This window comes from Pseudomonas cedrina subsp. cedrina (genome assembly GCF_001983175.1).
Lineage (GTDB): Bacteria > Pseudomonadota > Gammaproteobacteria > Pseudomonadales > Pseudomonadaceae > Aquipseudomonas > Aquipseudomonas cedrina.
In genome coordinates this window covers 233,356-246,658 of record NZ_MNPW01000004.1, presented here as the reverse complement: position 1 = coordinate 246,658, position 13,303 = coordinate 233,356, and the positions used below count along the sequence as shown (strand labels likewise).

Here is a 13,303-nt window from a genome sequence, read left to right as displayed (position 1 = left end):
GTTTCACACCAGTAACATCGCGCCTGGGCCAGTGCTTGGGTACACTTCCACGCTAATTTGATCGGTATCAGGAACACTTACATGATCGCTTGCCTGCGGCTGCTCTCCGCCCTCTGCCTTGCTGCCTTGTTGGCCGCTTGCGCCAGCTCGCCCTCGTCCAGCCTTGGCGACCTTCCACGGACCCCGGACGCCAGTATCGAGCAACTGCTCGAACAGGCCACGACCGCCAACACGCCGGAAAAGGCCGCGATGCTGCGCCTGAGTGCGGCAGACCTGGCCTACAAGCAGAACAACCCGGGACGCTCGTCGCAGATTCTTGCGCAGGTGCCCCTGGATGCTCTCAAGCCCGCCGCGCAAGTGTTTGCCAGCACGCTGGCCGCCGAACTGGCGATGGCGCGCAACCAGCCCAAGGCGGCGTTGACCGCCCTGAACCACCCGAGCCTGCAAAGCTTGAAGGAGCTGCCGCCTGAACAGCAGATCCGTACCGGCAGCGTGCACGCCCGCGCCTATGAAGCCGACGGCCAGACCCTGGCCGCCGCCCGCGAGCGCGTCGCCATGGCCCCTCTGCTCAGCGGCGATGCGGCCAACAGCAATCACGAAGCCATCTGGACCCTGATTGCCGCCCTGCCGGCCGAACAACTGCAAGCCAGCGGCAACCCGGTGCTGGACGGCTGGATCACCCTGGCCCAATCGGTCAAGGGTGCCGGTACGCTGGAGCAGCAACAGGCGGCCATCGACACCTGGCGCGCGCAGAACCCCGGCCACCCGGCTGCCGTGCAACTGCCGACGCCGCTGACCAAACTCAAGGAGCTGGCCAGCCAGCCCCTGACCAGGATCGCCCTGCTGCTGCCACAGGACGGCCCTCTGGCTTCCGTCGGCAAGGCACTGCGTGAAGGCTTCATGGCGGCGCACTACCAGGCTGAACAAGCCGGACAGAAGCCGCCGGTGATCGAGTTCTATGACAGCTCGCGCCTGACTTCCATCGATGAGTTTTACGCCAAGGCCCAGGCCGCCGGCGTGCAACTGGTGGTCGGTCCGCTGGAAAAGCCTTTGGTCAAACAGCTCAGCGCACGCCCTCAGTTGCCAATCACCACCCTGGCGCTGAACTACAGCGAGGGCGATCAAGGCCCGGCGCAGCTGTTCCAGTTCGGCCTGGCCGCTGAAGACGAAGCCCGCGAAGTATCGCGCCGTGCCCGTGCCGATGGCCTGCATCGCGCCGCAGCGATGGTGCCGCGTGGCGAATGGGGCGAGCGCGTGTACAAGGCCTTCCGTCAGGATTGGGAAGCCAATGGCGGCACCGTGATGGGCGTTGAGTATGTCGATCAGCCCGTCGCCCTCGCCCAGCAGATCGCTGACCTGTTCCAGCTGCGTAAAAGCGAAGGTCGCGCCAAGAGCCTGCAAAGCACGGTCGGCACCGACGTTGCAGCGCAGCCATCGCGTCGCCAGGACATCGAGTTCATTTTCCTGGCCGTGACGCCGCAACTGGCCCAGCAGATCAAGCCGACCCTGAACTTCCAATACGCCGGTGATGTGCCGGTGTACGCCACGTCCCATGTGTTCAGCGCCAGCGGCGACAAGAACCAGTACCTGGACATGACCAACGTGATGTTCTGCGAAACCCCTTGGTTGCTCAACACCACCGATCCGCTGCGCAACCAGGTTGCCGCCCAATGGCCGCAAGCCAATGGCAGCCTCGGCCGCCTGTACGCGATGGGTGTCGATGCCTACCGCCTGGCGCCACGTCTCGGGCAGCTCAAGGCACTGCCGGATACCCGTGTCGACGGTCTTTCGGGCAACCTGGGCATCAGCGCCAACCAGCGCGTTGATCGCCAGATGCCATGGGCCAAGTTTGTCGGCGGCGAAATCCAGCGCTTGCCGGACACCCCGCGCTGATGCCCGAGCGGTCCAGCGCACAAAGCGGCAAGGACGCCGAACTTCAAGCGCTGAAGCACTTGCAACAGCAGGGTCTGCGCCTATTGGCGCAGAACTGGTTGTGTAAACGCGGCGAGCTTGATCTGGTCATGCTTGACGGCGATACAGTAGTATTCGTCGAAGTGCGCTACAGAAAACACGCACAATGGGGTGGCGCGCTCGCCAGTATCGACGGGCGAAAGCGTCAGAAGCTGATACTTGCCGCGCAGTTTTACCTGCAAAAAGAGCATCGCTGGGCTGATTCCCCCTGCCGTTTCGATGTGGTTGCCATTGAAAGCACACCGTCTGGCATCGCTGAACTGAACTGGCTCAAAGATGCCTTCGACAGCTGATTCGCCGGACATCTTCACCCCACACTTTTGCTCTTTGCTTTGCGGGCTGCACATTCCTGTGCCAAACAGCCGCGCTAATTAAGGTCACACAGATGGACATGCAATCCCGAATTCGCCAGCTTTTCCAGGCCAGCATCGACACCAAGCAACAGGCGATGGACGTACTTGCACCGCACATCGAGCAAGCCAGTCAGGTCATGGTCAATGCCTTGCTCAACGAGGGCAAAATGCTTTCGTGCGGCAACGGCGGTTCGGCCGGCGACGCCCAGCATTTCTCATCCGAGCTGCTCAACCGCTTTGAACGGGAGCGCCCGAGCCTGCCGGCCATCGCCCTGACCACCGATTCGTCGACAATCACCTCGATTGCCAACGACTACAGCTACAACGAGATCTTCTCCAAGCAGATCCGCGCCCTGGGCCAACCAGGTGACGTGCTGCTGGCGATTTCTACCAGCGGCAACTCGGCGAATATTATTCAAGCGATCCAGGCCGCACATGATCGCGAAATGATTGTCGTAGCATTGACCGGACGCGATGGCGGCGGCATGGCCTCGCTGCTCTTGCCTGAAGACGTCGAGATTCGCGTCCCGGCCAATGTCACCGCACGTATCCAGGAAGTCCACCTGCTGACGATCCACTGCCTGTGTGATCTGATCGACAGCCAACTGTTTGGGAGTGAAGAATGACCGTTAACCGCCTCAGCCTTTTGGCCATCACCCTGTGCCTCGCTATCAGCGGCTGCAGCACGGCCATCACCGCAACACGTGACACCCCTATTCAGGACGACAAGGGCACCCGCACCTTCGGCAGCAAGATTGATGACTCGCTGATCGAAACCAAGGTCGAAGTCAACGTCGCCAAGGCCGCTCCGGACCTGGGCAACGGTGCCTCGCGCATTGTCGTGACCAGCTTCAACGGCGTCGTACTGCTGGCCGGCCAGACGCCACGCGCCGACCTCAAGGCCCAGGCCGAGCAAGCCGCCGCCGCGGTACAGCGCGTGAAAAAAGTCCACAACGAACTGCAGGTGATGGACCCGATTACCCTGCTGGCCATCAGCAACGATGCCCTGCTGACCACCAAGATCAAGGCCCAGATGCTCACCGATAACGCGATCCCGGGTTCGCGCATCAAGGTGGTCACCGACAACGGCATCGTCTATTTGATGGGCTTGCTCACCCAGGCGGAAGCGACTCGCGCCGCCAACCTGGTGCAGGGCGTATCCGGCGTGCAAAAAATCGTCAAGGTTTTCGAATACATCGATTGACGTAAACGGCAGCCACAAAAAAGGGCGCCGTGCAGTGATTGCACGGCGCCCTTTTTATTGGCGAACCTTTACTGGTATTGCGAGTACGGGTTGCCCTGGAACTGATTGTTCTGCTGGGGTGCCTGTTGTTGCGCACCTGGCTGGCCGTACTGTTGGCCTGGGATCGGGCCGAGGTTCACTTCCACACGACGGTTCTGGGCACGGCCGTTGACGTCGGCGTTGCTGGCGATCGGGTTATCCGGGCCGGCACCGCGGGCGCTCAGGTTGGTCGGGCTCACACCTTGGGAGGTCAGGTAATTGGCGACGCTCTGCGCACGGCGTTGGGACAGGTCCATGTTCAACTGACGGCTACCCGTGCTGTCGGTGTAGCCGACGATCTGGATAGTGTTCTGGTTGAACTGCTTGAGGGAGTTGGCCAGGTTGTTCAGCGGCTGGTAGAAGCTGCTGGAAATGGCATCCGAGTTGGTCGCGAAGGTGATGTTGCCCGGCATGATCAGCTTGATCTGGTCGCCCTGGCGCTGAACCTCAACACCGGTATTGGCCATGCTTTCACGCAGTTTCTTCTCTTGCTGATCGGCGTAATAGCCATAGCCCGCAGCGCCGGCACCCGCAACCACGGCACCGATCAGCGCACCCTTGCCACGGTTGTTGTGGTCAATGGCCGCACCCGCCAAGGCACCGGCAAGGGCACCCAGGCCACCGTACTTGGCGGTCTTGCTCATACCGCCGGATTCATTGCTCGCCTGTCCCTGACTGCTGCCGTCATAGGGGTTAGGGGATGCGCAGCCGGACAACAAGGCTACGGCGGTAGCGACAACCAGCAGACGACGCGAAGTGAACATGAAGGGAGCTCCTACTTTTGCATTCTAAGGTGCAAAGGACATTGGCAATGGACCTGTGCCGAGTTTGGAACGCGACAAACGGTAAAAATTCCGTGACTACAGAAACCGTAGCAGACGCACGCTGAACACCCGCTGAGTTTTTGCTGCAAAGCGTGCCCGTCGCAGAGCAGCCTTTGCCCGGCGACCGATTTTTTCACGCTCGCACAAACGGGTTCTCACGCATTTCATCACCCAGTCGCGTATCCGGGCCGTGTCCGGTCACCACCGTCGCGCCCTCGTCCAGCGTGTATAACCGCTGCTTGATCGAACGCACGATGGTCGTCTGGTCCCCGCCCCACAAATCCGTACGCCCGATACCGCGACGAAACAGCGTGTCGCCAGCAATCAGCAGCCCGGCATCGGCAAACCAGAAGCTCATCGAACCCGGTGTGTGCCCCGGCGTATGCAGCGCCACGCCGCAGCCGCAGGCCAGCTCTTCATCATCTTCCAGCCAGCGATCCGGCGAAGGCACCGGGGTATAGGGCACACGAAACATCTGGCATTGCATTTCCAGATTGTCCCAGAGGAATTGATCTTCTTTGTGCAGGTGAAGCGTCGCGCCGGTTTTTTCCTTCAACTGGCCGGATGCCAGGAAGTGATCCAGATGCGCATGGGTGTGGATGATGCTGACCACCTTCAGGCCCAGCGCATCGAGCCGCGCCAGGATCAGCTCATGGTTGCCGCCGGGGTCGACCACGATGGCCTTTTTAGTGATCGGGTCGCCGATGATGGTGCAGTTGCACTGCAAAGGGCCGACAGGGAAGGTTTCGCGGATGAGCGTCGGCTTAGCGGGTTCCATGGGGGGCCTCGGGAGTGAGTGTGGAGGTGGGTTTCCGGCGAAGGTCGCCAGAATGTCTGCGGTATTAGAACAGACTCTGACGGGCAATTGGAGGCGCGCCTCTTTAGCGTAAAAAGGGATCTACCTGACAACCCAATGTAGGGATTAGCTGTAAGTAACTTCGTAAAATTTCAAGAGCCGACCAAGCAAATCCACCTAAGCTTAATCAATCCAAAGCTCAACGATGCGTCTACCCCAGCACTTTCCTCCAATAAAAATACCCCTGACAACTCGTCCTACAGATTAAAAAAATATTTATTAACAGAAATACATTTGACCAATACAAGGCCTTTCACAACCCTGACACTACAGGCGCACCCCGAAAGTTGCCCACAGGAGCAACACTCGTAAACTTATAAGCATCTAAATAGCCAGAACTCTTTCGATAGAACTGAGAGGCAACGTTACTAACTTGGTTATAGCACCTTAAATAGGAGTGACAGCGATGACAGTTTCCCTGAACGATTCATTTATCACCACTCGTACCTCGCCCGAATATTCGACATCCAGCGCTACCGTGAATGCGAATGCAGAGACGCGGGCGACAACCCCGGCAGGTTCAGAAAACAGCACAAAGGACCGAGCAACAGTCACCACGCTTGCGGGCCAACTGAGTGATGCTGCGCTACGCGCCAAGGCAAGTTATGGGAGCCATACTAAACAACAGCTTAAAACGATGCATCATGAAAACTTCCAACGCCTCACAGGACGAGAATACAACAACAATAAAACACAACACGACACTGAAACACCCAATACAAGTGATCCCACACTATTAGAACGTGCACACATGGCAACCCGCTATGTAAACAATTTGGGCAGCAACCCTTTCGCAGGTATGCCAAGAGACCAATTGGAGCTTATCATCTTCGATGACAGCGGCAGTTTTACCGTCAATGAAAGACGGGCAGTCCTCTACGAAGATTACAATCAAGAACAGGCTTGGCGTAAACAAGTCCTTGCAGAATATGACATAGAAAAAAAGCAGCACCGGAAAAGGCACCCGATTCTATCAAAATGTCCTCGACCATTACCGAGCACTGCCCTTGGTTGCGAAATCCCAGTACCCAGACGACTACGAAGCCAAACTTCAGGAATGGATCGATTCAGACTTGAACCTCACGACCGCCAGCTCGGAAGATAAAAAACCGAGCAAAATCCTGTCACCGGAAATCGCGCAAAAAATCCTGCCCCCGGATACCCACCGCTTCAAAACTGCCCACTCACCCGAACAGATCGGAGATGCCCCGACCCTGGGTAAACCCGGCGTGATACCTGCCGCCCAAGACAATACCTAGCCACACAAGCGCAGCGGCTTCGGCGGCGCGCTTAATATTCAGCGGTGCTCCCGCAGGCTCTATGGCATATTTGCCAGACCGAAGGGGGGCGCCACACCTCCAATCCCAACTGCTAAGCTCTCAAGGCGCCATTGCAGAACAATCCAATACCGCAACCATGCCGCGCTGGAGCCAGCCCCATGGCCAATCAACTGATCATCTGCGAGCACTGCGACTGCGTGTACGAGAAAGTCACGCTCGCCAAACATCAAAAAGCCGAATGCGTGCGTTGTGCCGGCGTGCTTCAGCGCTACAACGGCCTGTCGGTGCAACAACGCCTGGCCTTGACCCTGACCGCCGCCGTGTTGTGGACTTTCGCCAATTTCTATCCGGTGATGAGTATCAGCCTGCAAGGCCTGAAAAACAGCGCCACCCTCTGGGATTCGGTGGTTGCGCTGAGCCTGGGGCCGATTACCTTTATCGCCTTGGTGGCCGCGATTTCCATCATCATCGCCCCGGTTTTCCAACTATTGCTGCTGACGTGGGTGCTGAGCTTCGCCCTCGCGGGCAGACGCTCGCCCGCCTTCAAGCTGTGCATGCGCTGGCTGGAAGCCCTGCGGCCCTGGAGCATGCTGGAGGTGTGCCTGCTCGGCGCGATGGTGGCGGTGTTCAAGCTGGCCGGCATGCTGGACGTAATGCCCGGCATCGGCCTGTTTGCCCTGGCGGTGCTCAGCCTGTTGCTGATCCGTATTGCCGGGCGCGACGTACGCGACCTATGGGACACCGTATGACCCCACCGCCGACTGCCCGCGAGCTTGACCTGTGCCTGTGCCACAGCTGCGGCCTGTCTGCCGACATCAGTAACGGAGCGACGGATTGCGAGCGTTGCGGTGCGCCCCTGCACTCGCGCAAAGTCAATTCCCTGGCCCGCACCTGGGCCTACATGCTGGCGGCGCTGGCCTTCTATGTGCCGGCCAACCTGCTGCCGGTAATGAACACCACCATGCTCGGTTCGGGTGCGGACAGCACCATCATGAGTGGGGTGCTGGAGTTCTGGCAGCATGGCGCGTGGGACATCGCGCTGATCATTTTCATCGCCAGCATCGCAGTGCCGGGGATCAAGTTCGTGTCGTTGACGCTGCTGCTGGTCACCGTGCAGCGCAATAGCGCCTGGGCGCGCAAGGAGCGCTCAAAAATGTTTCGGTTTGTCGAACTGATCGGCTATTGGTCCATGCTCGATGTGATCGTGGTCGCCCTGGTGGCCGCGCTGGTCAAGTTCCAGGCGCTGGGCACCATCGAGCCGCGCCTGGGCATTCTGTTTTTCGGCCTGGTGGTGGTGTTTACCATGCTGGCCGCCATGAGCTTCGACCCGAGGCTGATCTGGGAAACCCCACCCAACAAGGAGACCTCGGATGACGTCGCCCACCCCTGACAAGCCGCAAACACCAGGCACGCCTGCCATCAAAACCCGGCGCTTCAGCGTTTCGCTGGTCTGGATCGTGCCCATCGTCGCGGTGCTGGTGGGGATTTCGCTGGTGGTCCACAGCGTGCTCCAGCAGGGCCCGACCATCACCCTCAATTTCAAGACCGGCAGCGGCCTGACGGCGAATAAAACCGAGGTCAAATACCGCAACGTGGTGATTGGCCAAGTGACCGAAGTGGCCTTGAGCGATGACCAGAAAAGCGTCAACGCGACCGTGAAACTGGCCAAGCAGGCCGAAAGTTTCACCCGCGCCGACTCGCAGTTCTGGGTCGTGCGCCCGCGCATCGGTGCCGGCGGCGTGTCGGGCATCGACACCCTGCTCTCCGGCGACTACATCGGCGCCGATATCGGCCAGTCCGAGACCCGCGCCAAACAGTTTATCGGCCTGGAAAACCCGCCGCCCATCACCTATGGCGAACCGGGCAAGCGCTTCACTTTGCACACCCAGGCCCTGGGCTCGCTGGATATCGGCTCGCCGGTGTATTACCGCAAAATCGAAGTCGGCCAAGTGGTGGCCTACAAGCTGGACGCCGAAGGCAAGGGCGTCGACATCGAGGTATTCGTGCATGCGCCCAACGATGTCTACGTCACCGAGAACACGCGTTTCTGGAACGCCAGTGGGGTCGACCTGAGTGTCGGCGCCAATGGTTTTGCCTTGAAAACCGAGTCGCTGTCCTCCCTGCTGGTCGGCGGTATCGCATTCCTGGCACCGCCTTATAGCCCCAACGACAAGCCGGCCGGTGAAGAACGCACCTTTGAGTTATTCGACGATCAGCTCAGCGCCCTCGCCCCGCCCAATGGCGAGGGGCAATACATGAGCCTGCGCTTCGACCAGGCGTTACGCGGGCTCAAGGTCGGCGCACCGGTGGAATTCCTTGGGGTCGAGTTTGGCCGGGTGGTGTCGATCAACCTGGATTTCGACGCGAAAAAACGCAGCTTTCCGCTCAATGTCGGCATCGTGATCTACCCGCAATTGCTTGGCCAGGCCCATACCAAATTGCTCAAGACAATGAATCATGACCCCAATGACGAAGCCGCCGGAGTGCGGCTGATCGGCACGTTTATCGAAAACGGCCTGAGGGCCCAGGCGCGCAGCGGCAATTTGCTGACCGGCCAGTTGTACATCGCCCTGGATTTCTACCCGAAAGCCGAGAAGGTCGCGTTTGACCCCAAACTGCGCCCGGTCAGCATTCCGACCATTCCTGGCAACCTGGAGCAACTGCAGGAAAAACTCGAAAACATCGTCAACAAGATCAACCAGCTGCCGATCGAGCGCATCGCCGGCAACCTCGACAGTAACCTTGTGGAATTGCGCAAAGGGCTGACCCAGTTCAACGCCAAGACCCTGCCCAGCGTCCAGAACACCCTGGCGGACGTGAGCAAGACGTTGCAATCGGCCAGTTCGACCCTGGCTGAAGACTCACCGCAACGTGAACAGCTGACCCAGACACTGGATGAATTGGGTCGCATGTCGCGCTCCTTGCGCGAGCTGTCGGACTACCTGGGTCGACACCCGGAATCCTTGATTCGCGGCCGCCCCGACAACGCCGCGCCCCTGGACCTGCAAGGGCCGCCGCGCAAATGAACCGTGGAGCAAGCGCCATGACGTTACCGTTGAAGATCACCCTGCTCAGCGCATTGCTCGCATTGGGAGCATGCAGCAGCACCCCCATCAGCTTTCATACCCTGACCCCGGCGCAATGGAGCAACACCACGGGAAGCGACGCGGGTGCGATCCGTATTGAAAGCATCGTCGTGCCGCCGCAAGTCGACCGACCGCAGATCGTGATTCGCCAAGGCAACAGTGGCGTGACGATCCTCGATACCCAGTGGTGGGCTGCCAGCCTGGTGGATGAGTTGCGAAGCGCGCTGGTGGACCAATTCGCCAGCAGCCATGCTCGGCAACCGATGCTGTTACGTCTGGAAGTTCAGCGCTTTGACTCCCTGCCCGGCCAGTACGCATTGTTCGACGTCAAGTGGCGGCTGCGGCCGGCAGCCGCCAGTGATCGCGCGCCGCTGACCTGCCGGACCACCTTGCAGTCCCCGGCGGGCCCGAGCATTGACGACCTGGTGCTCGCCCACCAGAACAATCTCAAGCGCTTCGCGGCGCAGGTTCGCCAGGTAGTCGACAGCGCATCGGGCCAGTGCCCGAGCGCTCCATAGAGCACAGGGTTACGCCAGCAGGCCCATCGCCTTGGCACGGGCGACCGCCTGGGTCCGCCGCTCCACGCCCAACTTGCTGTTGATGTGGCTGGCGTGGGTTTTCACGGTGTGCAGTGAGATGAACAGCTGGTTACTGATTTCCTGGTTGGAGCAGCCTTGGGCAATCAGTTTCAGCACCGCCAACTCTCGCGTGCTCAAGGTTTCGTGAGCCGGCGCGGCCTCAGGTGTCACGACCGTAGGCAGCAGCGCCAACAGACTTTGGCTGAGCGAACCGTGAGAGTCCTTGCGCAGTTGTTCGCGCATCCAGGCAGGGTGACTTTCCAGCAAGCGCTGGAAGGGTTGCAACGCACCGCCGTCAGCGGCGCCAAGGGCCTGGGCCAGCACCGGGCGCGCCTTGGCCTCCTGGCCACTTTCCAGGAGCAATTGCGCCTGCTGGGTCAGCGCCATCAGGGCAATCATCTGGCGACCGCTGTTGTGGGCCTGTTGCGCCAACGCTTCAAGCCGCTGCAATGCCGCGGCAGGTTGATGCCGGATGGCATCCAGCGCCGCTTGCTGCAGCTCGATGTGCTGGGGCAGATGCGGGTGGAATTCGGGCGCAGCGGCGGCCTGTTCGCCGTTGTAGGTTTGCGCCAGGCGGGTCAGCCAGGCGTCTGCCAGGTCGGTGCGGCCCTGGGCCAGCCATAACTCGCATTTGATCAGGGTGATCATCGCCAGGTAGTAGATCGGCGGAACGTCCCAGATGTGCATCAGCCGCTCGGCCTCGGCGAGTTCGGCGAAGGCTTTGGCGAAGTCACCGCGACGCCCCTCGAAACTGGCGATCACGCAGTGCCCGATCAACACGCTGATGTCGCGGCAAGCGCGTGCTTCGGCGAGACCGGCGCGCAAGCGGGCCAGACCGGCCTCGGGCTGGAACCGCAACAGCAGCAAGTAACCTTCATAGAGCGATAACCGTGCACGCACCGCGTACAACCGCTGCGGTGCCAGGCCGTGCAGGCGTTGCAGGCCCTGGCGCACTTCGTCCAGGGAGCGCAGGACTTCGCCGCGCGCCTGCAACACCCGCGCCCGGTCGTAATGGGCCAGGGCCTCGAACAGCGGGTTGCCGACGCGCTGCGCCAGCTCGAGGGATTCGCGATTCAAGCCACGCGCACGCCACAGGTCGGCATCGACAATGGCCAGGTTGGAGAGCGTCGAAAGGCACATCAAGCGCTGGCCGTAACGCCGTTGCGGCAGGCTTTCCAGCGCCTCGCTGCAATAGCGCAGGGTCAGTTCGCGATCGCCCCGCCCCCGGGCGATGATCCCGCTCAGCGCCAGCCACTGGGCCAGCATCGATTTTTGCGCGGTGGCCGACGGTGCCGGCAGAAAGCGGCTGAGGTAGCTGGACAGTTCTTCCGCCGCGTCCAGCTGGCAGGCCAGGCCCAATGCCCAGCTGTACAGCACGATCAAGCGCGGCGTGCTGATCAGCAGGCTGTCGGGCAAGTCCATTTTCCAGCGCAGCAGCATGCCCACATTCTGCTCGGCCAGCAGTTGTTCTTCGGACAGGTTCTGCACCAGGTTGGCCGCCACATCCAGGTGCCCCGCGCGCAACGCCTGCTCCACCGCCTCGTCGATCAGGCCCTGGGCATTGAACCAGCGGCACGCACGCAGGTGCAGGCTGGCCGCCGGCAGCACATTGCTGCTCGCGCGCCGCGTGCGCAGCAGGTCGGAAAACAAGTGGTGATAACGGTACCAGTGGCCTTGCTCGTCCAGGGGCACCAGGAACACCTGATGGGCTTGCAGGTAACGCAGGATTTCGGCGCTGTCATGGGCTTCGCGCACCGCGTCGCAGAGCCCGCTGCAAAAACGGTCCTGAGGCGCTGTGTCGTACAGGAACGCCTGCACTTCCGCCGGCAGGCAATCGATCACTTCTTCAAGCAAATAATCGCGGATCAGCCCTTCGCCGCCGTGCAGGCTCTGGGGCAAGGCGCCGTCGCCGCCGGCTTCGGAGGCGGCCAGCAACCAGAAACGCAGGCCGGCGACCCAGCCTTCGCTGCGGCGAATAAGATTGTCGAGGGCTTCGCCGCGCAACGAACTGCTGTGGCGATCCAGCACTGCCAGGGATTCGCTGTGCGTCAGGCGCAGATCTTGTTCGTGCAATTCCAGCAAGTGACGCGACAAACGCAACCGCGCCAGATGCCAGTCCGGGCGTTGGCGACTGGTGACCAGCACCACCAAGCCATCAGGCAAATGGTTGAGAAAAAACTGCAGACAACGGTCGAGCACGGGCCCTTGGGCCAGATGATAGTCATCCAGCACCAGCAACAGCGGCGCGCGGGTGGACAGGTGCACGGTCAGTTCATCGAGCAGGCCATCCAGCCATTCTTCAAAGGCGAAGGGTTGGTGACGCTGGCGCATTTTCAGCAGGCCCAGGGACTGGGCGCCGAGTTGCGGGAAAAATTGCTGCAAACCCTCGAGCAGGCGCTCGAGGAAACGGCCGGGGTCGTTGTCTCGCGGGCTCAGGCCCAGCCACAGGCTTTGCCAATGGGCCGGCAAACCCTGGCAGAACTCCACCGCCAACGAACTCTTGCCAAACCCAGCCGGAGCGCTCACCAGCAACAATCGCCCTTGCAGCCCCGCGCCCAGGCGTTCGCACAGGCGAGGTCGCAGCACGTAGCCGTCAGGCAAGGGTGGCCTGTAGAAGCGGCCCTCCAGGGTTGGGATTACCACTCCGGCAGGCCCTTGGATTCGGGACAGATCAGTCATCGCCGGGCTCTTGTAGAAGGCTGTTGTCGGCATTGCAGATGTCCGCAGACTAGCGGTAAAAGCGGCAGGTTTGTAGGTTTTTACTGAATCTTGCTGAAAAGACTGCGACAAAAAATGTGGGAGCTGGCTTGCCTGAGATTACTCACCTCAGTATTCAGTAATACCGAGGTGATGCTATCGCAGCATAGGTATCTACAGATCTTTGTAGTGAGCGGGCTTGCCCCGCGCTGGGCGGCGAAGCAGCCCCAAACCAGGCGACCGGATTCTACCTGAAGCTCGGCGATGCCTTTATTGGGGCGGCTTCGCCACCCAGCGCGGGACAAGCCCGCTCACTACAGGAAGATTTTTCAGTCGTTGAGAGTTGTGTAGATATCCATGCTATCGCAGGCAAGCC

13 protein-coding genes are annotated in these 13,303 nt (G+C 60.6%); 10 read left to right on the top strand and 3 right to left on the bottom strand.

Annotated features, from left to right (window positions below; translation table 11 throughout):
- Positions 1-81 precede the first annotated feature (81 nt).
- From BLL36_RS09705 to BLL36_RS09690, 4 genes are all read left to right on the top strand, one after another.
- Positions 82-1,893 carry a penicillin-binding protein activator gene (locus BLL36_RS09705; RefSeq protein WP_076951225.1) on the top strand — a complete coding sequence of 604 codons (1,812 nt, stop codon included), beginning with the start codon at positions 82-84 and terminating at the stop codon, positions 1,891-1,893.
- Entirely contained in the window at positions 1,893-2,264 is a 372-nt protein-coding gene (locus BLL36_RS09700; protein WP_076951224.1) for a YraN family protein, read from the top strand. Before BLL36_RS09705 ends, BLL36_RS09700 begins: the two co-directional genes overlap by 1 nt.
- Before the next feature lie 92 nt (positions 2,265-2,356).
- Complete coding sequence (locus BLL36_RS09695) at positions 2,357-2,950, top strand: phosphoheptose isomerase (protein ID WP_003171862.1); 594 nt, start codon at positions 2,357-2,359, stop codon at positions 2,948-2,950.
- Entirely contained in the window at positions 2,947-3,528 is a 582-nt protein-coding gene (locus BLL36_RS09690; RefSeq protein WP_012722284.1) for a BON domain-containing protein, read from the top strand. The genes BLL36_RS09695 and BLL36_RS09690 overlap by 4 nt, the downstream gene beginning before the upstream one ends.
- A 68-nt stretch (positions 3,529-3,596) precedes the next feature.
- Here the strand turns inward: BLL36_RS09690 and BLL36_RS09685 are convergent, their stop codons facing one another.
- On the bottom strand, positions 3,597-4,370 hold the full coding sequence (locus BLL36_RS09685) for an OmpA family protein (RefSeq protein ID WP_076951223.1): 774 nt from the start codon (positions 4,368-4,370) through the stop codon (positions 3,597-3,599).
- A 193-nt stretch (positions 4,371-4,563) separates the two neighbouring features.
- Positions 4,564-5,208, bottom strand: a complete 645-nt coding sequence (locus tag BLL36_RS09680) for an MBL fold metallo-hydrolase (RefSeq protein ID WP_076951222.1) — start codon at positions 5,206-5,208, stop codon at positions 4,564-4,566.
- A gap of 484 nt (positions 5,209-5,692) precedes the next feature.
- Here BLL36_RS09680 and BLL36_RS30100 point away from each other — a divergent pair, with 484 nt between their 5' ends.
- The 6 genes from BLL36_RS30100 to BLL36_RS09650 all read left to right on the top strand — a co-directional run bounded on the left by BLL36_RS30100 (position 5,693) and on the right by BLL36_RS09650 (position 10,170).
- Positions 5,693-6,391 (top strand): hypothetical protein, encoded by a 699-nt coding sequence (locus tag BLL36_RS30100; protein ID WP_197678448.1) that lies wholly within the window; start codon positions 5,693-5,695, stop codon positions 6,389-6,391.
- Entirely contained in the window at positions 6,360-6,545 is a 186-nt protein-coding gene (locus BLL36_RS31180; RefSeq protein WP_197678447.1) for a hypothetical protein, read from the top strand. The genes BLL36_RS30100 and BLL36_RS31180 overlap by 32 nt, the downstream gene beginning before the upstream one ends.
- A 179-nt stretch (positions 6,546-6,724) precedes the next feature.
- Positions 6,725-7,315 carry a paraquat-inducible protein A gene (locus tag BLL36_RS09665; protein ID WP_076951219.1) on the top strand — a complete coding sequence of 197 codons (591 nt, stop codon included), beginning with the start codon at positions 6,725-6,727 and terminating at the stop codon, positions 7,313-7,315.
- Positions 7,312-7,956 carry a paraquat-inducible protein A gene (locus tag BLL36_RS09660; RefSeq protein ID WP_076951218.1) on the top strand — a complete coding sequence of 215 codons (645 nt, stop codon included), beginning with the start codon at positions 7,312-7,314 and terminating at the stop codon, positions 7,954-7,956. The genes BLL36_RS09665 and BLL36_RS09660 overlap by 4 nt, the downstream gene beginning before the upstream one ends.
- Positions 7,937-9,592, top strand: coding sequence for a PqiB family protein (locus BLL36_RS09655; protein ID WP_076951217.1), 1,656 nt, complete (start codon positions 7,937-7,939; stop codon positions 9,590-9,592). The genes BLL36_RS09660 and BLL36_RS09655 overlap by 20 nt, the downstream gene beginning before the upstream one ends.
- Before the next feature lie 17 nt (positions 9,593-9,609).
- Positions 9,610-10,170 carry a PqiC family protein gene (locus BLL36_RS09650; RefSeq protein WP_076951216.1) on the top strand — a complete coding sequence of 187 codons (561 nt, stop codon included), beginning with the start codon at positions 9,610-9,612 and terminating at the stop codon, positions 10,168-10,170.
- Between the two features lie 9 nt (positions 10,171-10,179).
- Here BLL36_RS09650 and BLL36_RS09645 read toward each other — a convergent pair whose 3' ends face one another.
- Positions 10,180-12,909 (bottom strand): LuxR C-terminal-related transcriptional regulator, encoded by a 2,730-nt coding sequence (locus tag BLL36_RS09645; RefSeq protein WP_076951215.1) that lies wholly within the window; start codon positions 12,907-12,909, stop codon positions 10,180-10,182.
- Positions 12,910-13,303: the final 394 nt, after the last annotated feature.